We start from the raw sequence: 24648 nt of genomic DNA, 5'->3' as shown, positions 1-24648 counted from the left end.
ATTAGACTTTTCTCCTTGTGGAGCACAATTATAAAAGGGGAATAACTGGATCAGAGGTCAGTTATTCCCCTTTCTTGCCCAATTCAAATTTCTTAATCCTCAACCTCAATCAAATCTATAATCTCCCTAATATCCTCAATATTTAATGCGTCGGCAATTCTTTCAATATGACTAAAGTTAATATTTTCCCTCTTGCCAGTAGAAAGCTCGCTTAATGCAGCGTGACGAACATCAGATAGCCTAGAAAGCTCCCGTAGAGAAATATTGTGCTTCTGCGTTAGTTTGGATAAGTTAACAATGACTTTTTTGCCCAAAAGGATCACCAACCGTGCATAGGTTTAGGTATTGCTATACGCAAAAACGTACCATATAATAAAACTATTATTGGTACGCAAATGCGTAACATTACTCTGTGCGAGGTGATCCCCCTGAAATATTTCATTTCAAAGATACCTCTACAAGCCATCGAGAAATGCATAGACATAGAACCTAATACCGAATTCTTCGATCTCTTCATAACCATAGAAGCCGATGGAACAGGCAGCTATGTCCTTTACCGACCTCACGGAGAAACAGGCCCTTACAAGGAGCTGGATATTTGGTATGGCTCACTGTTAGAGTACATAGAGAATACAGATACACTGAAATCACTGCTGCTGCATCTGATTAACGACACCAGGCGAGACATCCGAATCTATGAGGAACAATTACTAGGATTGCCAGAAGAGGAGCTTGCTAAACGATGGGTGCATAGGAGTCTGACTCCTTACTACACCGTATCTGTTCCTAGCCGTGGTGAAATGTTGAGGAGGCATATAGCTGAAGAGAAGAAGGATCTGAGGAAATACGAAAGGATGCTGTTCTATTTAGTGGTCTACGGAAGTCTGCCTACAAACTGCTAAATGACTTAATAGGTGAATTTGGTACACTAAAAAACTGGCCCCAACAGAGCCAGCTTTAATTTGCCAAAGTGATAAGTGTTTCAAAGTCAGGCTCCCGGTGTTTCCGAACATGCGATCACTCAACACTTAATAATTTTTTCAATTCATAATCATACCTACGCCATGTTACATTCGCATTGACAGATGTAATGGCGTTTCCTTTATTGATGTAGTATAGGTTACCTTTCGAATCTATATAAGCAGAATGTATAGAGAGATCAGCTAGTTTATTCGTGTTGAAATTCTTTTCCACGGAATAAAAACCGTTGGTTTCTTTAACTAAATCTGGACTAAACCGATTGCTAAATGCTTTTAGGATGACTCGATTCTCTTGAAGTGAGACGATCTCGACATCGTTACTATTTAATTCAGCATTGAATCCACGAATATCCCCATTAGGTTCAATTAGACCAACTTGTGATGCTGTATTCGTTGGCCTAAAGGTCTTCAGAGGATCGGCGTCGCTAACAATCCAAATAGATCCATCCTTCTTATTCATAATTCGACTTGGAAGCTGTGTCATACCGGGAATTTGCTTGGGTGATTGGCCCTTAGTAAGAATAAAGCTGTAAAACACCGGGTACATTTGCCACCACTTTTCGGAATTTGCGTCGTCTTTTCGGGCACCGATTACAATTAGTTCGGTATCTGCTCCAATAGAAGTCACAAACCCTAGTGGTTTGTTTTGAACAGAATGAACAGCTGCAAGATCCATGATGTCGATACCACGGTACCGGACCATGTTTTCAACCCGCTCTATTGTTTTATCCTTATCGCCTTCAAAGGTATTGATTATTACTCCCGATGATGTATCAGCAAGCTTTCTTATTGTCTCGACTTCGTTGTTGTTAAGCAGGATCGGATCCGCTTGCAGGGCCTTGGCGATTTTGATAAATCCCGAAGTTGTTGTATCCAGGTAGAGATAGGAATCATCCTCATAAAAAATATTGGTAAGAATCTGTTCTTGATCCGTTTCAATTCGCAGTCCTTCGGTGCTGTCCCATTGCGTTACCCATCCAAATTCGTCATGAACGAATCTCCAGGTCAGCGGGAAGTAGGTAATATCTTTGTACACCAATATGGGGTAAGGTTCATTAGAATTGTTGATGGGCTTACCGTTTACTGTGATAGGGAAAGCGGGTAAAGAGGCATTTTGTAATTTTTCAACATGAGAAGCAGCCTCTGGTTTGACGGCAATCCCTTTTGGAGGTAATTTGGTAATCGCAAGACCGCTTTCTTGGTTCCAGTAAACTTGCAGCGCGAGCGATTGGCAGTAATCCCAGGTCATTGGAACATACGTAATGTCCTTATAAAGCAGTAGGGGGTATTGCGCAGTTTGGTTGTTAATGGAAACGCCATTAAATTGAACCGGAAAGGGAGCTTTGGTCACCGGTAAGGGACTTGTCGCAGCGGCAACTGTTGAGGATAAAATAGATAAACTTCCAGCTATTGCAAGGGCGATGACTTTCCTCATCATCCTCATGTTGGTTCCTCCCTTATACTTGTATACCATTTAGACGCAATTTAGGTGAAGATGTTTTATTTTGATTCAGTGAATATACAATATATAAGCAGCTGAATGGATTTCGTGTTTGTTTATACCACAAATGAATGCGCAAGGAATATTTCTTTTCAATAATTGACGAAATTGAATAAGATTAGGTAATCTATACTTATTGAATTGTAAAGGATTTCAAATTTATAAAAGGAAGCGGGAATCATTCTATGTCGGAACAGTTGCTTTCAAATCGGCCACTTGGCACAACGGGGCTGCTTGTCTCTCCGCTTTGTGTAGGTGGGGCTCCACTTGGAGATATGCCTGAAACCTTTGCTTTTAGCGCGCCAGAAGAGACTGCGTTAGCAACGATTCGTGCTGCTTTTGCTAGTCCCATCAATTTCCTTGATACGGCTGCGGCCTATGGGGATGGCGAGAGTGAGCGTCGTATCGGTAAGGTCATTAAAGAGAATGGCGGACTCCCGGCGGGTTATGTGCTTGCAACCAAAGCGGACCGCTGCTTAAAGACAGGTGACTTCAGCGGTGAGCAAATCAAACGTTCCATCGAAGGAAGCCTCGAGCGCCTAGGACTAGATCGTCTGCAATATGTGTACATCCATGATCCCGAACATACGACTTTTGAAAATGTTATGGGACCGGGCGGCCCCCTTGAGGTATTGAAAAGCTTCAAGGATCAAGGAGTCATCGAGCACATTGGGATGTCTGGCGGTCCCGTTGACATGCTGATTCGTTATGTAGAAACAGGAGAGTTCAGCGCGGTTGAGACCCATAACCGGTACACGCTGCTCAATCGATCGGCTGAGCCTTTGCTTGACGTCGCCAATCGACTGGGTGTTGCGGTCATCAACGCGGCACCTTATGGCAGCGGTATGCTGGCCAAAGGTCCGGATGCCTATTCCCGCTATGCCTATAGTGATGCACCTCCTTTACTGGTTGAGCGTGCACGGTCGTTTGCGAAGATCTGCCAGGAATACAATGTTCCTCTGGCGGCCGCGGCGCTTCAGTTCTCTATGCGTGATCCTCGTGTCACGAGTACGGTCGTAGGCATGTCGAAGCCGGAGCGGGTCGCTCAGACGTTAGAGCTGGCCCAATTCCCGATTCCTGCCGAGCTGTGGTCCGCGATAGCCGAGATCGAATATGATACGGAAGATCCTGAAGCGAATCGATTCAAATAATAGATTACTAGCGGAATTACATATAAGCTGGCCCCCGACGGAGCCAGCTTTCGTTTTTTCCTAAATAGGTCCGGTCCCCATGACACGTATATATCCAAAATCCGGGCAGATTAGCGTAACGCTTTCCCTGTACGTTTCGTCTACAGTATAGAATGGAGGGAGGACAGAGATGAATCCACTACTTGTGAAATCGGTAGGTTATTTGGGATTGTTGTTGTGCATCATGTTTTTGCTATACAAAGTAACCTTGTTTTGGAACCCAATAGCTATACAAAAGCAAACCGTTTCATTCCTGAAAGCAGTCCAGGAGCAAAACTACGACAGAGCTGCGGAACTGTTTGGCTGGGAAGGGCAGAAGACCGCGGGCAGTAAGGAAAGCGCTTGGAAGCAGCTGGCTGAAGAAGAAGGGGTTCGACTACTATCCTTCAGTAACGTTCGTGCCGAATATGATGACGGTTGCTATTGCACGGGCCATGCGGATCTTGTATTCGAGGTGAATGGAAGCCCTGTGCAGGTTAGAGCTGTGATTACGTTTGGAGCTGGTGCAAGGCCGAAACAAATATGCGCAATTACACCCTCGGGGATGCAGGGCGGTTCCATTGCCCAGATTGCGGCATGGAACTCACTGGCATGCGGGAATAGCTCGTTTTGAAGTCTTAGCAACTTGATAAAGTCAGCAACATTAGCTAACACTGTATTCACGCTGCGGAGCATTCATAGCAGGTATTATAATAGCGCTGATCAATATGTTCGGTTGCCTTTTGGACAGCCTCGTTGTGCTAATATGCAGCGTAGTCAACATAAACCAACCATCATAGCGCAGTAAAAACTAAGGTGTTTTTTCGGCAGTAGTCTGATTGTTGTTAAGATTCGTCTCATCTGATTTGTCATTTTCTCCCGAATTGAGTTGTTCAGTAATAAACGATAGAAAAGCCTTAACTGCGGGCGATAACGTTTCAGCTGATCTAAATATACATCCAATCGTTCGAATGAAAGCCGGCTGTAAAGGTTTTACATGAATTTTTGCTTGATAACGCGGAAGAGCCAGCTCAGGCAAGATGGTTACACCAAATCCTTCTTCAACCATTGATATGATAGAATAAGTGTTGTGTAAATTGTATTTCACATTAAGTCGTACCCCCGTACCCATCAAAATTTCATCCAATAGTTTTTCGTATCCTTTTACATTGATATAAGGAAGTTTGGCGATATCCTCTAATTTTACGTCAGACAGATGACTTAACGGACTATTTTCAGGCAAAACGACCAGCATAGAATCACGTACAAATGCTTCAAAACATAAGTCTGCCGACTCGATTGAAAATCCAATATCAACTTTTCCGTCTTTAACCCAGTCCGTAATCTCGTTATAATCTCCCTCTATAATTTGAAAATCAATTTTAGGAAATCTTCGGTTATACAATCTCATTAGATTTGGGAGCCATTTAGTCATAAAACTTGGAAAGCAAGCAATTTTAATTGTACCGAACTCAACATTCAGCAACTTGTTTGCTTTTTGTAGGATAATGGAATCCTGATTAAATATCTCTCTGACATGAGGTAGGATCACGTTGCCGGCTGAGGTTAATCTCATTGTTCGATTGACCCGTTCAAATAACTTCACTCCTAAGTTTTTTTCTAATGAAGCTATGGAGTGGCTTACTGCTGATTGCGTCATGTTCAGGTTTTCACCTGCTTTTGTAAAACTCCCGGTCTCAACGATTTTCAGAAAAACTTCGAGTTGAAGATGGTTAAGCATAGAACCTCTTTTCCACATGAATACAATTCATGTATTAAGCGAAAATTATTCATTCGATAAATCTACAGTTCTATTTTATACTTTTTTTATACAATTGAATCAAGGCTAACATGGGGGGCAAAAAAATGATTGATGTAAGAGAAATGACCATTAGTGATTACGATCAGGCATACCGTTTATGGAGCGAAATTGAAGGTCTTGCTTTAAGCGAGGCCGATTCAAGATCAAGTATTGATTCTTACTTAAAACGGAACGCAGGGCTAAGCTATATAGCTGAAACTGACGGCAAGGTAATCGGTACGATACTCGCAGGACATGATGGGCGAAGAGGATTTATTTACCATTTAGCAGTTGATCCAGATTTTCGCAAGCGAAAACTCGGACTTAAATTAGTGAGCAAAAGCTTACAGAGTTTAGCAGAGCAAGGAATTGATAAGTGCCATATTTTCGTAATAGACAACAATTTTACGGGCAATCTTTTCTGGTCTGCTGCAGGATGGGAAAAGAGAAGCGGCTTCTTCGTTTATTCAAAAGACACTAGATCCGGAGACGGTATATGAAGCTTTCAAAGTCAGAGCTTGCGGAGTTATTAACATTTGAAAGTGAGGTAGAGAATGAAAATAGTAGAAGCTACAAAAGATAACTTGACGGAAATCATGTTATTTTACAATGAGATGTGTGAAGTGCTTGGGCAGAAAAGTTTTTTGCCTGATGGAAATAAAGGTGGGTTCCCATCACAAGCCATGGTTGAAGCTGCGATAAAGGAAGGTTGTCAGTTCATTGGTATAGAGGATAAAAAAATTGTCGCAGCGTATATCTTAAGCCATGATTGTGATGACGCATATCAATCAGTACATTGGCATATTAATGCATCAAAAGATGAAGTGATGATTATTCACGCACTGCGTGTTTTGCCGGAATATGGTGGTCGTGGATATTCAAAGAGACTTGTTGAGCATGCAATTAAGACCGCAAAGGACAAAAAGCAAAAAGCTATAAGATTAGATTGTCTCAAGGGCAACGATATACCTGCGAAAATGTATATGTCGTATGGATTTGAGTATGTGGACACCGTAGATATTACTTATATTGATATAGGTATTCCAAGGCAATTTCAGCTTTATGAACTTGTTTTGTAATATAGCTGAAAAATTTCCTGCTGAGGATAATCCCCGGACAAATGCCAAAACACCAAAACACAACAAACAGGAGTAAGATCGCCGTGGATCTTGCTCCTTGTAGCTTATCCATTGCCCATCGCTCTCCCGGCGCATACATTTAGATGCAATCTTCTCCGATATTTTCTCTTTACCTGCCCTCAGACCGACATCAGAATCCTTCTACTAAACCCCTTAAGGAAAAAGAGTTCAACTGGCTGAACTCATAATACGAAAGGGCAGATTAGCAGATATTGTGTTAAAGTGTGGTTATTGAACGAATAAATTCTTTATAGAAGAGGAAGTGTTCTTGTGAAATTAAACCATCTCAATCTAACGGTCAGCGATGTTAAAGCTACAATTGATTTTTTGGTGAAATATTTCGGATTGCAAATTGGGAACACACGCGGCAATACATTCGCTGTACTATTTGACGATAGCGGGTTAGTACTTACTTTGATGAAAGGTAATCAAGTCAGCTATCCCAACACCTTTCATATCGGCTTCATTCAAGAAAGCGAGGATCGGGTGAACGAAATCAATCAACGTATGAAGGATGATGGGTTTGATGTGGAGCCACCACAACGATCACACGCATGGACGTTCTATGTACAGGCGCCTGGTGGATTTACTGTCGAGGTTCTGAGTTAATTGATTATGCTAGGGTACGATAGCGAAATTATGTCTGGAACAAGCGCCACGGAAACCTTTTGCTAATTGTTGAAGTAAAGGGAAAATAAGGATGACCTGAAGGCCAGGTGAAAAGATTATGTTTTGGCAAGATGTAATCGTAGATCGAATTCTCACTAAAGCAGAGCTTTCTGATGCATTTAGCAAGGTGTTTCAGGTAGATGGTGCTAAAGTAGATATAACATCAAATATTGAGCATTCGTTGGGTGTGGGTATTAAGGATATTGTGTGCGAAACGAGAAAATGCGAGGCCGATTACCCATTAATACTAAGCATATTTCTCAAGAATGAGCCAGAAAGAGAAACGCATGATTTAATTAAAGAAGTTTGCAGTTATTTGAATTGTAATGCTCTAATTTCTGACAGCAGTATCAATCCGTTATCAATGATATTAATTAAAAGTACTAAAGAAAATGAACAGGTTTACTGCGATTTAAGAAAGTTTGACGAAAACACTCCAATTGATCTTCGATGAAATAATTCGGGTGAACCGTATCATAAGTAACGGTAATGCGCGGCTGCGCTGCTCAGTACTTGGAAAAGTTCTAGCGAATGGATTACCCTTAAATATCGATTGGGATCACCTTCCAGCTACGACCTGCGTTTGTTGATTCCCTATAGGACCAATAAACCCGCCCAACGAATGAGGCTTTATAATCATTGACGAATTGTGTCAAAGAAAGGCACTATGAAAGGAAACTATGACCAAGAAAGGTAGAGTGCCAAATGCAAGCCATTCGTCATCGTCATAGCACTATGTTCATTGTCGTGCTGTTGACGCTTCTTTTCACCGGAACCATTATGCCATCCTTCGCCAATGATGCCTATGCTGATGTTTCTTGGCCCACTTCTCCGCCAGCGGCTGTATGTAGCGATACAAGTTTATTAAGTGGTCCAAGCGTCGCTCCTGATGGGGCTGTGATAGTGCCGGCAGGGGATAACAGCGACTTCGATTTCAATCGGCCAGGGGCTACGTTCTGGTTTGAGTCAGGAACACACACGCTTGCAGATGATATTTATGGTCAAATTAATGCGAAGGCCAACACGACCTATATTGGAGCTCCAGGCGCAATTCTCGATGGACGGAATATGAATTTGTATGCATTCACGGGCGACGTGCCGAACGTAACCATTCAGCATCTCACCATCACAAACTTTGGCCGGGGCAATGATAACAATAACGAAGGCGTCGTCAACCACGATGCCGGTACCGGTTGGACTATTCAATATAATACGATTTTCAATAATGACGGCGCAGGCGTATTTCTAGGCACTGATAATGTTGTCCGTTACAATTGCTTGAAGGATAACGGTCAGTATGGCTTTAGTATGTATAAACCTCCGATTGAAGGGGACTCTGCCATTAAAAATATCGTGCTCGACCATAACGAAATTGCCGGCAATAATACGGATAATTGGGAAGCTCAGATTCCCGGCTGCGGCTGTACAGGCGGTGGCAAATTTTGGGATGTGAAAGGCGCGAAGATTACCAACAACTACATACACGATAACAAAGGAACCGGTCTGTGGGCAGATACGAATAACATCGATTTCCTGATTGAAGGGAATTGGATTGACCATAACGACGGTGAAGGCATTTGGTACGAAATTAGTTACAACGCTACGATCCGAAACAATACGATCAGCCGCAATGCATGGGCAAGCGGAAATAACAATCAAGGATCGCCCGGCCCAGCCATTTACCTATCCGAATCGGGCGGTGATGCACGTCTTGCTTCGACTGTAAGCGGGGCGCCAAAGATCCGAATCTACAATAATTCGTTCATCAATAATTTCTCGGGCGTTTCTATCTATGAAAATGCAAACCGGTTCTGTAATTCAAACGGCAATACAAGTAAGGGATACTGTACGCCATTCGTGATTCCAACGATTATTCCCGACTCCCACAACTATGATTACCCGAATCCGATTAACGGCACGCATCCTTGCTATACCGATATTGCCGCCGAATCATACAGGACCGACTGCCGCTGGCATGCAAGCGAGATTGAGGTAAATAACAACGAGTTTCATTTTGATGAGAATGTTGTGCCTTGCGCGGGGACTTACTGCGGTGTACAGGCTTTGATTGCGACAGGAGCCGATAATATACCGTGGTCGCCCTATACCGTTGCCGGTGTTCAGAATGATGTGATGTTCGGGAACAATAATCGTTTCCATGATAATCAATACTTTGGCAATTGGCGCTTTGCCACAGGATACGGAGAGGCCGTGTCGTTTAATGCTTGGAGATCTGCGCCGTTCAGCCAAGATATGAATAGCACATTCAACGGCGATCCTGACTTTGGCGGTTCAAGCGGCGGCACTCCGCCTGCTGCACCTGCTGCAAATGATCTGGACGCGGATACGGCTACTCTAGAAGGTTCTATCGGAGGGTGGCAGAACTGGTACTCTGCAACAGTCTCGCAGTCTGCTTATGAGATGAATAGCGGTAAGCACAGTCTTCGTATCGATGTTACCGACCCATGGGGCTGGGGAGTGCTTTCGAATTGGCCTGGATTTTCAACGACAGCAGGATTGAAGAAACTCAGCTTCAGGGGAAAGCTTGGTTCGGGGACAAGCATACAACCCAAGATGATTGTAAAATGGCTGGGTAGTAACAAGAAGGTACTGCAAACGAACGAACTCAAATCACCTGCTCTGACGACCGCGTGGCAGCAATCGTCTGCATTAGTTGATGCACCTGAAGGAGCATCGACCGTGCTCGTTTCTTTTATCGGATTGGGGGAACCAGGGGATTATTTTTACCTGGATGACATGGTAGTAGGCGATGCGCCTAATGTGCTTGATGCCGACACAGCTGGCGGTGAAGCCTCGGGCGGTCAGTGGCAGTCCTGGTATTCCGCTTCTGTTACGGCATCGACATACGAAGCGCATCGTGGGAACGGCAGCCTTCGAGTAGACGTAACGGATCCATGGGGTTGGGGCATAGTAGCCGCAAATTGGCCAGGGTTTACGTCGAGCGCTGGCAATAAGCGGGTGAGTTATTGGGCCAAGCAAGGTACCGGATCAATATCCGAGGTGACGCTCAGGGTTAAATGGTTTGATAGAAGCCAGACACTAATGCAAACCGATCTTATACCGCTGAGTGGTTTATCGACGAACTGGCAGCAGGCTGCCGCTAACATTACCGCGCCGAACGGGACTGCAAATGTCCATCTCGAGATATATAGCCCGTCAGGAGTTCCGGGTGATAGTCTTTACCTGGATGAGATCGTTATTGCCGACGCTAACTAAGTCGGGCATAGGCAAACAGGACTTGCAACCGGATAAGAGAATGGCGTCAAGAATTTAGAACGGATAAACGGCCTCCGATGACAGGGGCGATTCTCTTTTCAGTCGTCCGCGGTTAAAGATTGGATACAATTGGTCATGACAGCAAACACATAGATTAAATTAAGGGCGTCCTGCAGCGGCGCCCTTTTCATTTTTCCTTTTAATTGTTGCGATGAACCGTATGATAAGTGACGGCAGTTCATGTCTTGCATGTAGTTGTACGTTTCAGCGTGATCCAATCAAAGCAGTAGATGAATCGCTCAAATAAAGGGCAGATAGAGCAATAGCGACAGGAACTATCCCAGTAGTTCTTTGGCTCCGTTCATCACTAAGGGCAAAGACTGTTTAACGAATGATTCCGCACTTATTAGACACCCCTCTTTGTTCCAAACGTAAGCCGCCCCATACATCCCCCAACTTAACAAGATAGTAGCTGTATTTATTGAGAATTGCGCGTTTGGATTCGATAGCATCTTGTCTTTGTCAATAAAGGAAAGAAGTATCGTTTGAATTTTTTCCTTTATTTGAATTTCGAATACAGATGCAAGCGATGGATTTCTTCTTTTGCACATAGTGCTTAGACTCTTGTGAAATTCGCATATCCCCAGAAAAATACTCTGAATTGTTTCTTCATTCAATACTTCGTGCCCGCTTATTCTACCATTTATGATTGTCATAAATGATTCCATTAGTCTGGCCTCAAGAATTTCGTATTTATCTAAAAAGTGCGCATAAAAAGTCGCTCTGTTAACAGTAGCCCGCTCTGCAATATCCCTAACGGTTATTGATTCAAAGTCTTTTTCTTGAATTAGTGAAGCAAAAGCGTCTTGAAGAAGTCGCCGTGTACGTAACACACGAGGATCAGCTTCATTCTTTTTAATTGTCATGGTTAAAATCCCCCTAGTAATACGACATTATAGAAATGGTGTTGTCTATACAACGGTTTATGGTTATTGACGATTGCTTACCATTTGGTTGTTATTATAACATACAAATACAACAAGTGTTGTTCAAGCAACTAATGTTGCATTGAAACAGTTTTTTCCAAAAGGAGGAGAGAACCATGTCGGTATCACAACCGTCGCGAATAAGGGAGCACGGCAAGCCCCGCGCTGGCTCCTTCAGCTGCTAACATGCAGCCATGGCGGTTTTGTTATCGACAAAAATATAGTTCTAAAAAACACAACAGGAGAGTGAATTATGAAGAGCACGTGGAAAGTTTACGTTCTAGCCTTGATCAGCTTTTTAGTTGGAACATCCAATTACATCGTTTCCGGGATATTAGACCGAATCGCAGAGACGTTGGGAACAAGCGTTGCGGCAGCAGGCCAGCTCATTACGGTTTATTCCCTTGCCTATGCGGTCGGGACTCCTATTTTGATGGCACTGACAGCCAAAATGGACCGGCGTAAGCTCCTACTTTATTCGCTAGGCCTCTTTATTGCTGCAAATCTGCTGACATTTATACTGTCCGGCTTCGGTTTCTTCATTGCTGCGAGAATCATTACGGCTTTAGGCGCCGGGGTGGTCACCGTTAACGCGCTCAGCATCGCCGCCAAAATCGCTCTGCCAGGTAAGCAGGCCAGCGCCATCGCCAACGTCACCATGGGCATTACCGCATCGCTCATCATCGGCGTCCCGCTCGGCAGAATGGTAGCCTCGGCTTTTGGCTGGAAAGCGGTATTTCTCGCTATCGCAATTGTCGGGGGCTTGGCTATGCTTGTCATTGCTGCGGTTATACCGCGTATGCAGGGAGACAAGCCTGTCCCTTTGATCAAACAATTTGCTTTGTTAAAAAAACCTCAGGTATTGGTTGCTTTAGCGATTACTTTTTTCTGGTTGGGAGGATATTCCCTCGCCTATACTTACTTATCCCCTTTTCTGCTAGAGGTGACTCATTTAAATGAATCATTGATTAGCGCAGCTCTGTTCATGTTCGGCATTGCCAGTTTGATTGGCTCGAAAGTCGGCGGCTATAGTGCGGATAAACGGGGCATCAAATCCACGCTCGTTTCAGGGATGGTGCTTCACGTCATTTCGTTGATTTTGCTATCCTTAGTCGGACATTCTGTCATTGCCGTATTCGCCATTTTGATCCTCTGGTCTTTTGCCGCTTGGTCATCCGCCCCCGCACAGCAATTTAACCTGGTTTCGCTTGTTCCTGAATCCTCGGGCGTCATGCTGAGCTTGAACAGTTCCATGATGCAGCTGGCCATGGCTGTCGGCGCAGGAATCGGCGGGCTGATCGTTAACCGTGTTTCTTTGGCATCCATTACCTGGTTCGGGGTACTCGGAGTACTCATCGCTATCATTGCCGTGGTTGTATTGTCCAGCATGGCATCACGGCATTCGATGGTTCAATCAGCGGATAGGGTATGCTAACCATGTTAGGTTCAAAGAAAATCAAGTATTTAATGCAGATTATAGTGTTGACTTAGTTCGGGCGATCTGAAAATTCAAATTTTAAATGAAGACAAAACTATTGAGTGGGCAATGGAAACAAATAACAAGATGGATGGAAACATAGAATTTAAGGCATAAAAGGAAGGAAAGTACGATATAGTTTTGACAAGCAACGCAAGCGAAGGAAGCTACACAATGTTTTGGAATAAGTAACTTTTAGGGAATCTCAATGAAGAGACGAACATCAGATAACGTCGTATTCACGCTGCGGCTCCTAGCGGAGCCCTCGGTCCACCCGATGGATTTCGGGGTTAAGCTAACGGGCACAGTAGGTTCAAGTAATCGATGAGACGAAGAGGGGGAAACCGAAATGAAGACGATCAAGTGCATGATGGACCACCTGCACTGGGCGGACGGACGCATCTTGGATGCGCTCGAGGAGAGTGAGACGAAGAACAAGGACCTTCTGAAGCTGGTTCAGCACGTCGCGGTCGCGGAACGAGTCTGGTTGTCTCGATTGCAGGGCAAGGGCAGCGCGCAATGACGGATAACGATAGTTGAATCATGATATAGCGGCAGCCGGTCAAACGATCAGCTGCCTTTTTCATTGATGTAACGGGCAGCTTTCCTATTATGTAGATCGATTTGGCGTATGTCAGACCCTTTTGTTTTTCGGATATCTCTATTTTTTGCCCAACTTGCTTTAAGTTCATGTCACTCATAAAAATAGCTATTTTCGAACAATAGGGCAACGATTAAAATAATAGGACCATGGTATGGATGAGGAGATGCAGCAATGAACAGGAAATGGCGAACGTTCCACCCCTTTTTTGCCCGAATGAATTTACGTAAAAAGATAGTAACTATCTTCATCCTGCTTATCACGATACCATTGACCTTACAGGGATTGATCTCCTATTACGAGTTCTCCAGCACCATCGAGAGGAGGACCGCTGACTCGACGATTCAGATTGCCGGCCAAATCAATCGCAACCTGGATCGGACCTTAGTAGAAATGCAGCGTCTTTCCCTGATGCCTCTCTATGACCAAAAGGTATTGTCTATTTTGGACAAATACAGCATGCCAGCGTATCAGCAAACGCGTCCCACGCTAGAAGAAATGGAAAAAATGTTTCTCTATATATCAGGGTTGGCTTATAACCGTTCTGAGGTGAGAGGGATACAGGTCATTGCCAATAATGGCTTTATTTTTACCAATGTGGATTCGACCCGAATGCAATTCTCCGTGGATGTGCGGAAGGAAGCGTGGTACACCAAAGTCAGTCAAGCGGATGGCGCCTGGGCCATCATTCCTCCGCATAATCCGGATTACTACATGGAGAACAACCCGCAGCAGTATTTCTCCGTCGCCCGCTTGATCCGTGAGCCGAATACGAATCGCTTGCTCGGGCTGATTAAAATTGATATGAAGATGGACGTATTCAAGCAGATTTTATCGAACGTGAAATTTGAGGAGAAATGCAGCCTCTCCGTAATGGATAGCAACAATGAGCTATTTTACAATGAAAGAAGCTGTACGCAGGACCCAACTATGGAGCAAATCTTGCTCGAAACGAAGCTGCCTAATGAAAGCTTTGCCAAGGACGTTACAGTTCAGGGCAAACGTTTCTTGACTGTGGTCGATTATTCCGATTTTACTGGACTCAAAGTGATCAGTTTTATACCAGTAAGCTCGCTTCTCAAGGATACGATAACATTACGTAATTTTACGGTCCTGCTGGCCATAGTGTTTTTGGTAGCTGCCGGGCTGCTTGCTATCTATTTTTCATACCACATCAGCCGACCGCTAGACAGGCTCAAGAAAAAGATGATGCTCGTGCAGCGGGGAGACTTCCAGCAAACTGTCCCTGTGGAATCACAGGACGAAATCGGTCAATTAAGCAGAGGATTCAACCGGATGACGGAGGAGATCGACCGCTTGGTCAAAGAAGTATATGAAATTGGACTGAAGGAAAAGGAGGCTGAACTCGCAGCGCTGCAAAGTCAGATTAATCCTCATTTTATATATAATACACTGGAGTCCATTAACATGATCGCGATCGGAAAGCAGAACTATGAGGTATCCGATATGGTGACCGCACTCGGCAAAATGCTTCGCTACACCGTAGATAAGTACGATCGGATGGTCCTGTTAAAAGAGGAATTGGACTCCGTTGCGTCGTATGTCAAAATCCAAAAGATGCGTTACGGGGACCGGCTTCGTGTCGTATTTGACTTGGAAGAAGGGATTGAGCGTTATTCCATTCCGAAGCTGCTGCTACAGCCTTTAGTTGAAAATGCGATCTATCACGGAATCGGCGAACAGGAGCAAGGAGGTACGATCTGGATCACCGCTCTTCGCTTTGAACATTATCTGCTGGTTACGGTCAAGGATGATGGGGTCGGTATGACAGATGAACAGCTGGAGCATCTTCGCTCATCGCTTGCCTCGACATTGCCTTTGGAATCCGGAGAACACGGGCTCGCTTTGCGGAATATTTATCATCGTTTGATTCTGATGTTCGGGGAGGAATACGAGCTCGACATTGATGCAAGTCCAGGAAAAGGCTCCGCATTTACTATTACAATACCTGTTATGGAAAGGGTGAATGGATATGATCAAAATTCTGCTGGTTGAAGATGAAGAAATTATCCGGAACGGATTGAAAAACTTAATCGCCCAAGTGTCCGCGGATTTCCAGATCACCAAGGAAGCTGCAAATGGGCGGGAAGCGCTGGATTATTTGCAAAAGGAAGTACCGGATTTCATCATCACGGATATTCGGATGCGTGAAATGGACGGCTTGACGCTAACCGCCAAAGTACGGGAACGTTATCCTCAGATGCCGATCCTGATCATTAGCGGATACGGCGACTTTGAATATGCCAGACAAGCGCTCCGATACGGAGTCACCGATTATTTATTGAAGCCGATTGACCGCTTGGCCCTGGTTTCGGTATTGGATCAAATACGGCGGGGCTTGGTGCCCAAGGAGGGAAATGCGTCTTTGCCTGGGGAAGCAGCGGATAAGGATGAGCTCCCTCTGAAAAATGACAGCCGACGACTAATCCGCAAGGTCAAAGAGTACATTCAAGGAAATCCCGATAAAGACCTGCGGCTTCAGGTTCTTGCAGAGTACGTGAATCTGAATCCGGCTTACCTCAGCCAATTGTTTAAACAAGAAGCCAAAATCCATTTGTCCGATTTTATCACGGATATCCGAATGCAGCGTGCGAAATATTTGCTTTTGAATTCCGACCTGAAGATTTACGATGTGGCTCGGCTCTCCGGCTACCAAAGCCCGAAGCATTTTATGCTGCTCTTCAAACAACAGGTGGGCAAGACTCCTGGCGCATATAGGGAAGAAGGAGAATTTTAGATCTTCTATACAAAACGTACCAAACCCAAATGTGAAGTGATTTATTTTGTAAAAGCGCTTTCAATATAATAGGACTATCAAGATCATCACTAAATGGGGGGAAACAGAATGAACGCATCGAAACGTAAGGCCAATATCATGCTCAGTATATCGGCCATACTCGCGGTTCTGGTTGCCGGCTGCAGCAATTCCGGTTCAGGAACGCAACCAAGTGCAGCGCCAACCGGCAGCAGTGCGACACCTGACACAAGCAAGCCTATTCAGCTCAAATTTTTAACTTGGGGAAATCAGGCCCACCTCGATCTGTACAAGACTTTAATCGATAAGTACAGACAAACCCATCCGAACATTACGGTGGACCTGCAATCTGTCCCTTTTCCGGATTATCAGCAGAAGATTTCGGTATTGGCAGCAGGACGCGAGCTTCCTGATGTCGCTTGGTTATCCGAGCGTATGGTTCCGCAGTTTATGGCCAATGGGATTCTGCAGGACATTTCCAGTGTGAAGCAGGATGCTTCCTTTAAGATGGATGATATTATCCCGTCCACTCTGGATTTGTTCACCAAAGACGGGAAATTGTATGGATTGCCATTCTCGACGCCGCCTAGCGTTATGTTCTATAACAAGGACCTGTTCGCCAAAGCAGGACTGGCTTCCCCTAATGATCTTGCCAAACAAGGCAAATGGACTTGGGATGAATTCGTAAAAGACGCTAAGGCACTTTCAAGTGGCACAGGGGCTAACAAAATCTATGGAGCGAACTTCTTCCGCGATTGGAAAACATATATTTTGCTGTCCAGCTACTCCTGGTCCAACGGAAGCGGCCCGTTCGATAAAGGCATGACCAAATTTACATGGAATGATCAATACGGAATTGAGACGCTGAAAATGCTGCAAACCATGATGTTCGTCGATCAATCCCACCCTAAAGCAGGTGAACAGGTCAGTTTCGAATCCGGTAAAATCGGCATGTTCTTCGATGTATACAGCTATGTGTCCAAAGCAAGGACGATTAAAGATTTCAAATGGAGCATCGCTCCGATGCCGTCCGGTCCGAAAGGCGCTGTACCGATGCTCGGCCAAGCCGGATATGTCATGTTCAAAGGCAGCAAGTATCCTAAAGAATCCGAAGAATTCATGAAATTCCTGGCGAGTGAGGAAGGTATCAAGGCAACCCAAACGTTCTTCGTACCTCCGCGCAAGAGCGTGCTAGGCTCCGATGATTTTCTGAAGCAGCCAGGAAACCCTGATGCGGCAGACATTAAGCAAGCCGTAATTGATGAAATGCCGAAGGCCATCGTTCAACCGGGGCACGTCAATTGGGAGAAAATCGATAACGAATTGCTTGCAGGCTTCGATCAGCTTTTCAGCCAAACGGCAACGCCGGAACAAATCGTAAAAACGATGGAAACCAAGATCACCCCACTTTTGAAATAGGTAACGTGCGACGCGGTTCGTTGTAAGCGGACCGCGGTTGTACAAAAAGAAAAGGAGAACCCGCAGATGAACCGTTTGAAGACTTCTCTCCATCAAACCAAATTACAATTGTTCGTCAGCCTTCCGGAGAATGATGCGAGATTGGCGAAAGCAGCAATCGAAGAAGGTGCGGACGGGCTGAAGGTGCATATGAATGTGGGTCACCGTGCCAGCGGGACCAGCTTTGGAGCGCTATCGGAGTACAGGGACACGTTCAGGGAGATTCGTTCCTTGTTCCATGGTCCTTTAGGTATAGTGCCTGGAGGATCTATAGAGGCCATTCTTCCCGATGAAATAGAGGAGCTACCCGAGCTTGGGATTGACTTCTACTCCATTTATGCTTGGCACCTGCCGTCCTTTTTGCTGAAATCAAGCAAGCTGGCGTCCACTTTTGCTATTGATAACCGATTTGACCTCCGCTTTCTGGATGCGGCCAAATCCTTTCCCATGCTGGAAGCTTTGGAAGCGTCCATCGTCCCGGGAGAGGAGTACGGATCACCGCTTAGTTTTGCCGATTTGTTAAAATACCGCTGGTTGGTAGAGAATGCCGGTTTGCCTGTCATCGTTCCTTCCCAACGTAAAATTGTTCCCCAGGATATTCCTGCTCTAAAAGATTGCGGTATTCAAGTCCTGCTGGTTGGAGCTGTCGCAATAGGAAAACATGAGGACGAAATCCGGCGCATGGTTCACGCGTTCCGCAATGCGATCGACAGATAGGGGGACGAATATGAGTGGCGAACTAGCTGCAGCTATCAAGAGGAAACATCCTTTATCGCGGGAAGCTGCTATTACCGGATGGCTGTTTGTAGCGCCGATGGTTCTTGGTTTTATCATCTTCCTTATTGCTCCTTTAGTTATGGCTTTTTACATGAGCTTGACAGACTGGCCGATACTTGGCGATGCACAATTTATTGGTTTTGCTAATTACAAAGCAATCGTCGCAGATGCTGAATTTTGGAAAATATTAGGTAACACATTTTACTTCTCGGCGGGCCTGGTGCCGCTGAATATTATTCTGGCTTTGGGGCTTGCGCTGCTTCTGGCAAAAGGAAAGCCTGGCATGGGTCTATTCCGCACCGCCATATTCGTGCCGGTCATGACTTCGCTCATCGTGTGGGCGATCGTCTGGAAGTATCTGTTTGCGACGGACACAGGGTTTATTAACCAGCTGATTCAGTTGTTTTTTGGCGTTCAAGGCCCTGCCTGGCTGTACAATGCACAATTGGCTATGCCTGCCGTTATTGTCACCAGCGTGCTGAAGAACGTCGGGCTCAATATGGTGCTGTTTATCGCTGCTTTGCAGCAGGTTCCGGCTCAGCTTTACGAAGCGGCCAAAATCGACGGGGCAGGCCGGCGGACCGCTTTCTTCCAAGTGACGGTACCGATGATTACGCCCACGATATTTTTGACGGTCATCATGACTGTCATCGGTTCGTTGAAGGTATTCGGCCAGATCTACGTGATGACTCAAGGCGGACCAAGCGGAAGCACGAAAGTGCTGGTGTACTATATTTGGGAAAAAGCGTTCAAGCTCTTCGAGTTCGGTTATGCGTCGGCTCTAGCTTATATTCTCTTTTTCATCATCCTGATCTTTACACTAATTCAGTGGCAGCTTAGAAAAAGGTGGGTGTTCCATGAAAGCTGAAGGTGCAGTCTTGAAATCATCGAATTGGATCGCCGGCGCGCTGCATTATCTGGTGCTAACCTTAATATCGGTTGTAATGCTGATCCCATTTTTATGGATGGTGTCGACTTCGCTTAAGGAACCGGCCAAAATATTCGTATTCCCGCCGGAGTTTATTCCATCTGCGATCCGTTGGGCGAACTACACGGAAGTACTGAACAACACGCCTTTTCACTTATATTATTTTAACAGTGTCTATATTGCGGTTGTGGTAACCGTTGGGACCGCCTTTTTTGCTTCGCTGGCCGGGTATTCCTTTGCCCGGATCCCATTTAAGGGGCGAGATCTCGTGTTCCTGTTATTGCTTAGCACCATGATGATTCCAGCCGAGGCAACCGCGATCCCGATGTTTTTGTTCATGCGCGATTTAGGGTTCAACAACACGCATGTTCCCTTGATCGCTCTGCCCATTTTCGGCGCGGAGGGAGCCTTCGGCGTATTTGTGATGCGGCAGTATTTTATTGCCATGCCAAAGGACCTGGAGGAAGCCGCTATGATCGACGGCTGCTCGCGAATGCGCACATTCTTCGAAATCATGCTTCCGATGGCCAAGCCGGCGATCGCTTCGCTGACGATCTTTACATTTTTAACAACCTGGAATGATTTCTTCAATCCGCTTATTTTTATCAACAATCGGAACTTGATGACGCTGCCATTGGCGCTTTCCCTGTTTACAGACGAGGCCGGCACGGCGTGGAACCTGCTGATGAGCGCTTCCGTTATGGTAACGCTGCCGCTGCTGCTGGTTTTCTTCTTCGCTCAGAAGCAGTTTATACAAGGCATTGCAATGACTGGGTTAAAGGAATAGAGGAGGAACGAGATGAACCGCATTTTAGAAGCTGATGTCGTGGTTGTCGGAGGCGGGCCTGCCGGCATTAATGCAGCCATCGCTGCCGGAAGACTAGGGGCATCCACCATTTTAATCGAACGCTATGGTTTTTTGGGAGGGATGTCGACAGCCGCCTCCGTCTATCCGTGGATGACCTTTCATACCGAGCAAGGCAATCAGGTCATTAAGGGAATTGCGCAAGAGCTGGTCGAACGGTTAATGGCGCAAGGAGGCTCACCCGGCCATCTTCGGGACACAGTGGGATTCGTTCACACGGTAACACCGTATCATCCCGAGATTTACAAGCTGGTTGCCATCGATATGCTCAAGGAAGCGGGCGTGCGGCTGCTGCTGCACAGCTTTGTGGATGCAGTTGAAGTGGAAGACAACCGAATTCGATCCGTACAAGTGACGGGCAAATCGGGGCACTATCAAATCCGTGGGAAGATGTTCGTCGATACCTCTGGAGATGCGGATGTGAGCTATTTATCCGGGGCTCCTACGCTGCAAGGGCGTGAAGGAGATCACGGCACCCAGCCGATGACGATGAAATTCCGGATGCGCGGAGTGGACCTAGAGGCCGTTCGCCGCAATATGATAGAGAACCCGGACAATTTTTATCGGAAAACTCCTTTTGATGAGCTGGATCACATTCCATTGACAGGAGTTCAAGGGTTTTATTCGCAGTGGAAAGCTGCCAATGTCCCTATTAATCGGGACCAGGTTCTTTTCTTTACCGGCCCCGCAGAGGATGAGGTATTGGTGAACTGCACCCGTGTACAGGGGTTGGACGGCACGGACATCGAGGATCTAACGAAGGCCGAGGAGGAGGGCCGCCGTCAGGTGATGATGATGGCCCAGTTTCTGCAAAACTGGGTTCCCGGTTTCGCCAAGGCAAGCATCTCATCGGTGGGAACACAAATCGGGATCCGGGAAACGAGACGCATTAACGGGCAGTATAGTCTGACCATTGAGGATGTTGTGTCGGGAAAACGGTTTGATGATGTAATCGCCAGAAGCGGGTATCCGATCGATATTCACGATCCCAAAGGCAGCGGGGTTACAGCCGCATGGATTGGCGGAGATGGAGCTTACGATATTCCGTACCGTTGTCTTGTACCGCAAAAGATACAAAACCTTCTGGCAGCAGGGCGCTGTATCTCTACTTCTCACGAGGCACTAGCCACAACCAGGCTAACTCCGAGCTGCATGGCCACCGGCCAGGCTGCGGGAGCAGCCGCTGCTCTGGCCAGCGCAGAGAACTTATCCGCCGCAGATGTGGATGTAAAGAAGCTGCAGCAGATCCTGCTTCAATCCAATGTCGTGTTAGCCTAATTGGAATAATTAGAAGAGTCCTTTTGAACAGACTAGGATAAAAAGAGGATAGCAAAGAGGTGATTATCAAATGTGAAAAGTTGATAAAATGCTACAATTTAGGTTTGCAGTTGTTACTGGAAAAGGATTAGTTAGAGGGAAGATTCTACACAAATTCAAACAAGAGATTACGTAGATCATAACGTAATGTCTAGGTTGACGATCTTCACATTGCAATATAATTTAATATTGCCAGTAATGGCGATTGTCAGGTGATAAGAACATAGTTTCATTAGAAGTCGCATGTAATGCGGCTTTTTCATTTTATGAGCAGAAGAGGATGGAAGAGGCTCACCTAATAGGAGACGATAGATCAAAAAACTACTAAGACCCGGCTGCCGGCATCGATCGGCAGTCGCGTTACGCTAACGGGCAGATTTACGTCATTAACAAAGGGATTTGATACTTTACCAACGAAGTATTTAATAAAAGTTGATAGGTGAAGTATCTTGAGTGTTACAACAAATACGAAACAGATTGGAATGTTGAACACAGAATGCAAAGGCATCAAGGCTCTGCTTTGACTGAATTAGGAGTGCAGCAAGCTCTTTGGCTTAGAGCATGGTGATACAAGTCATTACAAAATATAAACGGGTACGAGAGCTCAATAAATTACGGAGGCAGCCGGCCGGAACGCTCGGCTGCTTTTGCCCATTTGTCCTAAATATTTTACGATTCGGGAACCCGGAATGGGGATGCCCTGTCTGTTTCAGTAGGAGGGGAACTTAGTGGAGGAATACGAGTATCTACAATACTTATCATCCAACATCGAGTCCTTTACACTGGATCATTTGATGCGGGATTTTGGAAAGGATGTTTGGAACTACGCCTACTTTTTAACTCGGGATCGCCATGCGTCTGATGATATCTCTCAAGAAGTATTTCTGCGGGCGTTTCGCGGTGTAAAGGACTTTCGAGGAGAGTCCACCGTGAAAACATGGCTGCTTAAAATCACTCGTAATCTGTCCTATAATTACCGAAATTCCGCCTTTCTGCGGCGTGTAATCCTACTTGAATGGATAAGGCGCAAAGAAACCGTAACATCAGCTGAAAACGAGTTTATGGATCGAGAAGCTGCGAACGTTATTTGGCGGATCATTTTGGAGATGCCATTAAATTTTCGGGAAGTTCTCTTGCTGGATATTCGGCATGAAATGACGACTCGGGAGATGGCAGGGGTGCTTGGGGTATCGGAAGGAACTGTAAAGTCTCGCCTGCACCGTGCTCGCACTAAGGTTTTTAAAAAGCTTCAGGAGGTCGGGGGCCATGAGTAAACCGGATTGGTATAAGCAAGCAGGAATAGAGCCCTTTAAGCGAAATCACTTTCATGGCAAACTTTCAGCCGATACCAAAAGCAGGATTGGAATGGAGAAGCAAGCTCCTTCCAGGAGCAAGCGATATTTGGGCGGAGTAGCAGCCGCGGCACTGGGGACTTTGGTCGTTGGAATAACTCTCTTATCGAACACCGGATCGGACAGCTCCTCCATGCCGCCTGGCCAATCTCTTGCGGCAACCCCTATTATCGAAAAGTCGTCGGCACTGATTCGAATGATTGACCGGAACAACGGCTGGGCGTTCGGAACGAGTGTAAAACGTACGAATGATGGAGGTCAAACATGGGTAGACCGGACACCGCAGGGGTACGACAATTCAAGATTTGAACCGTTCCTTTTTAACGAGCGATTGGCCTGGTTCGTTGTCCGACCTGCCGATAATGAATCGAATTGGACTATATATCGTACGGCTGAAGGAGGTAATTCTTGGAACTCCACCACGCTTCCCACAAAAGATACTTGGTCCTTTCCGGGGGTAAACACGGCATTTAATCTCTACTTTACTGACGAGAAGACAGGGGTCATTTCTTTTATTTCCGACCCGGCGGGCGGGCCGGTAAAAACCGCTTTATATCAGACAACAGACGGTGGGCAGACGTGGAAGTACCTCAGTAAAATCGCGCCGGACGGCGTTCTCGTTTCCACCCCATCAGGGATGTCCTTTTCCGATAAGATGCATGGGTTCATTTCCTTTTTTAATTCAAAGGACAACCAGCCGGAGATTTACGCGACATCTGACGGCGGAACCTCTTGGAAGCGACTGGCCTTGGATTTGCCTAAAGACATCAAAGACGCTGCGTTTATCGCCGAGCATCCTCCTCAGTTCTTCGGAAATGCTAAGAAGGAAGGCGTACTGCCGGTTTCTTACAGGACCCTTAATAACGAAAAAGCTGGCATCGTTTGGTTCACAACTGAAAATGGTGGAGCTACCTGGAGCCCGTCGGTGTCCCAAGATGGTGCCCCTATCGTTACTGCAAAAGACGGCAGCGCCCCGCAAGGTTTTCGTCCAAGCACGGCTTCGGATCTTAAACATTTTTGGATGATTGATTCAGAAGCAGGAATTCTTTACGGGACATCGGATGGCGGGGGACATTGGCAAGTACTGAATAGGTCGCCTCAATTGCGGAATGCTGCAGAATTAAAATTTGTAGATGAAAAGATTGGCTGGGTTCGGGGAGAAGAGTCTTTTTTACAATCGGAAGACGGCGGAAGGTCATGGAAAGAGGTTCAATCGACGGCCTCGCTACAACTTTGAACCATACGGCTTTAATGGAAAGGGTGTCCGAGATATTGATTGTCGGATCGCCATGGACCTATACCAAGTCAGCGCGTGCACCTTCGGCAATACGGCCACGATCATTAAGACCGAACCGACGGGCAGGTTTCGAGTGTAGCCGACCGAAGAGTTTCTATCGGAGTGAATCCGGCCTTAACCAGCAATTGCAATTCATGATGTACGCTGGCTCCATGAGCAAGGCCGCCAAGAGTCGGCACGTAGGTTTGAACCTAGCTGAGGCCAGTTCGGGGAAGTGTCGTGGAACGATGGCCCTCAGCAAACAGAGGCGTCCAGTCTGCGTCATTTTATCTATCTCATGACAATGTGCAGTATAGAAACAGGGTGACCCAAGACCAA

General features: G+C 45.9%; 24 protein-coding genes and 1 pseudogene. 20 read left to right on the top strand and 5 right to left on the bottom strand.

The features are described 5' to 3' along the window. Window positions 1-92: 92 nt before the first annotated feature. Window positions 93-314, bottom strand: coding sequence for a helix-turn-helix domain-containing protein (locus ABEA66_RS09260; RefSeq protein ID WP_345587326.1), 222 nt, complete (start codon window positions 312-314; stop codon window positions 93-95). 81 nt (window positions 315-395) lie between these two features. Between ABEA66_RS09260 and ABEA66_RS09255 the strand changes: the two genes are divergently transcribed. Continuing rightward, window positions 396-902: a hypothetical protein gene (locus ABEA66_RS09255; protein ID WP_345587325.1), complete on the top strand. Its 507-nt coding sequence runs from the start codon at window positions 396-398 to the stop codon at window positions 900-902. A 115-nt stretch (window positions 903-1017) separates the two neighbouring features. On the opposite strand, the gene ABEA66_RS09250 is transcribed toward ABEA66_RS09255, so the two are convergent. Beyond that, window positions 1018-2424, bottom strand: a complete 1407-nt coding sequence (locus ABEA66_RS09250) for a hypothetical protein (RefSeq protein WP_345587324.1) — start codon at window positions 2422-2424, stop codon at window positions 1018-1020. Window positions 2425-2666: 242 nt separating this feature from the next. On the opposite strand from ABEA66_RS09250, the gene ABEA66_RS09245 reads away from it, so the two are divergent. After that, entirely contained in the window at window positions 2667-3632 is a 966-nt protein-coding gene (locus ABEA66_RS09245) for an aldo/keto reductase (RefSeq protein WP_192703931.1), read from the top strand. A 169-nt stretch (window positions 3633-3801) separates the two neighbouring features. Then, window positions 3802-4284, top strand: a complete 483-nt coding sequence (locus ABEA66_RS09240; protein ID WP_079912002.1) for a hypothetical protein — start codon at window positions 3802-3804, stop codon at window positions 4282-4284. Window positions 4285-4461: 177 nt separating this feature from the next. Here the strand turns inward: ABEA66_RS09240 and ABEA66_RS09235 are convergent, their stop codons facing one another. Beyond that, on the bottom strand, window positions 4462-5391 hold the full coding sequence (locus ABEA66_RS09235) for a LysR family transcriptional regulator (protein ID WP_179136089.1): 930 nt from the start codon (window positions 5389-5391) through the stop codon (window positions 4462-4464). Window positions 5392-5516: 125 nt separating this feature from the next. Between ABEA66_RS09235 and ABEA66_RS09230 the strand changes: the two genes are divergently transcribed. From ABEA66_RS09230 to ABEA66_RS09210, 5 genes are all read left to right on the top strand, one after another. Further along, entirely contained in the window at window positions 5517-5951 is a 435-nt protein-coding gene (locus tag ABEA66_RS09230; protein ID WP_079912004.1) for a GNAT family N-acetyltransferase, read from the top strand. A gap of 54 nt (window positions 5952-6005) precedes the next feature. Next, window positions 6006-6530: a GNAT family N-acetyltransferase gene (locus ABEA66_RS09225; protein WP_345587323.1), complete on the top strand. Its 525-nt coding sequence runs from the start codon at window positions 6006-6008 to the stop codon at window positions 6528-6530. 330 nt (window positions 6531-6860) lie between these two features. Continuing rightward, window positions 6861-7199: a VOC family protein gene (locus tag ABEA66_RS09220; protein ID WP_079912006.1), complete on the top strand. Its 339-nt coding sequence runs from the start codon at window positions 6861-6863 to the stop codon at window positions 7197-7199. A 118-nt stretch (window positions 7200-7317) separates the two neighbouring features. Continuing rightward, window positions 7318-7713, top strand: a complete 396-nt coding sequence (locus tag ABEA66_RS09215) for a hypothetical protein (protein WP_345587322.1) — start codon at window positions 7318-7320, stop codon at window positions 7711-7713. Between the two features lie 251 nt (window positions 7714-7964). Continuing rightward, on the top strand, window positions 7965-10496 hold the full coding sequence (locus ABEA66_RS09210; RefSeq protein WP_345587321.1) for a right-handed parallel beta-helix repeat-containing protein: 2532 nt from the start codon (window positions 7965-7967) through the stop codon (window positions 10494-10496). A 335-nt stretch (window positions 10497-10831) separates the two neighbouring features. On the opposite strand, the gene ABEA66_RS09205 is transcribed toward ABEA66_RS09210, so the two are convergent. Next, a complete protein-coding gene (locus tag ABEA66_RS09205) occupies window positions 10832-11422 on the bottom strand; it encodes a TetR/AcrR family transcriptional regulator (RefSeq protein ID WP_345587320.1) in 591 nt (196 codons plus the stop codon). A gap of 313 nt (window positions 11423-11735) precedes the next feature. Here ABEA66_RS09205 and ABEA66_RS09200 point away from each other — a divergent pair, with 313 nt between their 5' ends. The 12 genes from ABEA66_RS09200 to ABEA66_RS09145 all read left to right on the top strand — a co-directional run bounded on the left by ABEA66_RS09200 (window position 11736) and on the right by ABEA66_RS09145 (window position 24270). Further along, complete coding sequence (locus ABEA66_RS09200; RefSeq protein WP_345587319.1) at window positions 11736-12917, top strand: MFS transporter; 1182 nt, start codon at window positions 11736-11738, stop codon at window positions 12915-12917. A 391-nt stretch (window positions 12918-13308) separates the two neighbouring features. Next, window positions 13309-13482, top strand: coding sequence for a hypothetical protein (locus ABEA66_RS09195; protein WP_345587318.1), 174 nt, complete (start codon window positions 13309-13311; stop codon window positions 13480-13482). A 252-nt stretch (window positions 13483-13734) separates the two neighbouring features. Then, window positions 13735-15576 (top strand): cache domain-containing sensor histidine kinase, encoded by a 1842-nt coding sequence (locus tag ABEA66_RS09190; RefSeq protein ID WP_345587317.1) that lies wholly within the window; start codon window positions 13735-13737, stop codon window positions 15574-15576. Further along, window positions 15554-16318, top strand: coding sequence for a response regulator transcription factor (locus ABEA66_RS09185; RefSeq protein ID WP_345587316.1), 765 nt, complete (start codon window positions 15554-15556; stop codon window positions 16316-16318). Before ABEA66_RS09190 ends, ABEA66_RS09185 begins: the two co-directional genes overlap by 23 nt. A gap of 108 nt (window positions 16319-16426) precedes the next feature. After that, entirely contained in the window at window positions 16427-17755 is a 1329-nt protein-coding gene (locus ABEA66_RS09180) for an ABC transporter substrate-binding protein (protein ID WP_225948364.1), read from the top strand. Window positions 17756-17821: 66 nt separating this feature from the next. After that, window positions 17822-18511 (top strand): beta/alpha barrel domain-containing protein, encoded by a 690-nt coding sequence (locus ABEA66_RS09175; protein ID WP_345587315.1) that lies wholly within the window; start codon window positions 17822-17824, stop codon window positions 18509-18511. Window positions 18512-18521: 10 nt separating this feature from the next. Continuing rightward, a complete protein-coding gene (locus ABEA66_RS09170; RefSeq protein ID WP_345587314.1) occupies window positions 18522-19439 on the top strand; it encodes a carbohydrate ABC transporter permease in 918 nt (305 codons plus the stop codon). Further along, a complete protein-coding gene (locus ABEA66_RS09165) occupies window positions 19429-20286 on the top strand; it encodes a carbohydrate ABC transporter permease (RefSeq protein WP_192703922.1) in 858 nt (285 codons plus the stop codon). Before ABEA66_RS09170 ends, ABEA66_RS09165 begins: the two co-directional genes overlap by 11 nt. Before the next feature lie 12 nt (window positions 20287-20298). After that, complete coding sequence (locus ABEA66_RS09160) at window positions 20299-21642, top strand: FAD-dependent oxidoreductase (protein WP_345587313.1); 1344 nt, start codon at window positions 20299-20301, stop codon at window positions 21640-21642. 478 nt (window positions 21643-22120) lie between these two features. Continuing rightward, a complete protein-coding gene (locus ABEA66_RS09155) occupies window positions 22121-22249 on the top strand; it encodes a histidine phosphatase family protein (RefSeq protein WP_345587312.1) in 129 nt (42 codons plus the stop codon). A 160-nt stretch (window positions 22250-22409) separates the two neighbouring features. Then, window positions 22410-22955 carry an RNA polymerase sigma factor gene (locus tag ABEA66_RS09150; RefSeq protein WP_345587311.1) on the top strand — a complete coding sequence of 182 codons (546 nt, stop codon included), beginning with the start codon at window positions 22410-22412 and terminating at the stop codon, window positions 22953-22955. Continuing rightward, window positions 22948-24270 (top strand): WD40/YVTN/BNR-like repeat-containing protein, encoded by a 1323-nt coding sequence (locus tag ABEA66_RS09145; protein WP_345587310.1) that lies wholly within the window; start codon window positions 22948-22950, stop codon window positions 24268-24270. The genes ABEA66_RS09150 and ABEA66_RS09145 overlap by 8 nt, the downstream gene beginning before the upstream one ends. Here the strand turns inward: ABEA66_RS09145 and ABEA66_RS09140 are convergent. Then, window positions 24260-24509: pseudogene (locus ABEA66_RS09140) on the bottom strand (amidohydrolase family protein); the annotation flags it as partial. The gene ABEA66_RS09145 and the pseudogene ABEA66_RS09140 sit on opposite strands and share 11 nt — an antisense overlap. Between the last annotated feature and the right edge of the window lie 139 nt (window positions 24510-24648).

The sequence above is a fragment of the Paenibacillus vulneris genome (genome assembly GCF_039543185.1).
GTDB lineage: Bacteria > Bacillota > Bacilli > Paenibacillales > NBRC-103111 > Paenibacillus_S > Paenibacillus_S vulneris.
This window is presented reverse-complemented; position numbering and strand designations above follow the sequence as displayed.

Coding starts and splice junctions, on each gene's coding strand:
- ABEA66_RS09175 (WP_345587315.1), top strand. CDS start 17,822: ATGAACCGTTTGAAGACTTCTCTCCATCAAACCAAATTACAATTGTTC.
- ABEA66_RS09170 (WP_345587314.1), top strand. CDS start 18,522: ATGAGTGGCGAACTAGCTGCAGCTATCAAGAGGAAACATCCTTTATCG.
- ABEA66_RS09215 (WP_345587322.1), top strand. CDS start 7,318: ATGTTTTGGCAAGATGTAATCGTAGATCGAATTCTCACTAAAGCAGAG.
- ABEA66_RS09190 (WP_345587317.1), top strand. CDS start 13,735: ATGAACAGGAAATGGCGAACGTTCCACCCCTTTTTTGCCCGAATGAAT.
- ABEA66_RS09210 (WP_345587321.1), top strand. CDS start 7,965: ATGCAAGCCATTCGTCATCGTCATAGCACTATGTTCATTGTCGTGCTG.
- ABEA66_RS09240 (WP_079912002.1), top strand. CDS start 3,802: ATGAATCCACTACTTGTGAAATCGGTAGGTTATTTGGGATTGTTGTTG.
- ABEA66_RS09230 (WP_079912004.1), top strand. CDS start 5,517: ATGATTGATGTAAGAGAAATGACCATTAGTGATTACGATCAGGCATAC.
- ABEA66_RS09145 (WP_345587310.1), top strand. CDS start 22,948: ATGAGTAAACCGGATTGGTATAAGCAAGCAGGAATAGAGCCCTTTAAG.
- ABEA66_RS09165 (WP_192703922.1), top strand. CDS start 19,429: ATGAAAGCTGAAGGTGCAGTCTTGAAATCATCGAATTGGATCGCCGGC.
- ABEA66_RS09225 (WP_345587323.1), top strand. CDS start 6,006: ATGAAAATAGTAGAAGCTACAAAAGATAACTTGACGGAAATCATGTTA.
- ABEA66_RS09160 (WP_345587313.1), top strand. CDS start 20,299: ATGAACCGCATTTTAGAAGCTGATGTCGTGGTTGTCGGAGGCGGGCCT.
- ABEA66_RS09255 (WP_345587325.1), top strand. CDS start 396: ATGCGTAACATTACTCTGTGCGAGGTGATCCCCCTGAAATATTTCATT.
- ABEA66_RS09205 (WP_345587320.1), bottom strand. CDS start 11,422: ATGACAATTAAAAAGAATGAAGCTGATCCTCGTGTGTTACGTACACGG.
- ABEA66_RS09195 (WP_345587318.1), top strand. CDS start 13,309: ATGAAGACGATCAAGTGCATGATGGACCACCTGCACTGGGCGGACGGA.
- ABEA66_RS09200 (WP_345587319.1), top strand. CDS start 11,736: ATGAAGAGCACGTGGAAAGTTTACGTTCTAGCCTTGATCAGCTTTTTA.
- ABEA66_RS09250 (WP_345587324.1), bottom strand. CDS start 2,424: ATGAGGATGATGAGGAAAGTCATCGCCCTTGCAATAGCTGGAAGTTTA.
- ABEA66_RS09245 (WP_192703931.1), top strand. CDS start 2,667: ATGTCGGAACAGTTGCTTTCAAATCGGCCACTTGGCACAACGGGGCTG.
- ABEA66_RS09180 (WP_225948364.1), top strand. CDS start 16,427: ATGAACGCATCGAAACGTAAGGCCAATATCATGCTCAGTATATCGGCC.
- ABEA66_RS09235 (WP_179136089.1), bottom strand. CDS start 5,391: ATGCTTAACCATCTTCAACTCGAAGTTTTTCTGAAAATCGTTGAGACC.
- ABEA66_RS09185 (WP_345587316.1), top strand. CDS start 15,554: ATGATCAAAATTCTGCTGGTTGAAGATGAAGAAATTATCCGGAACGGA.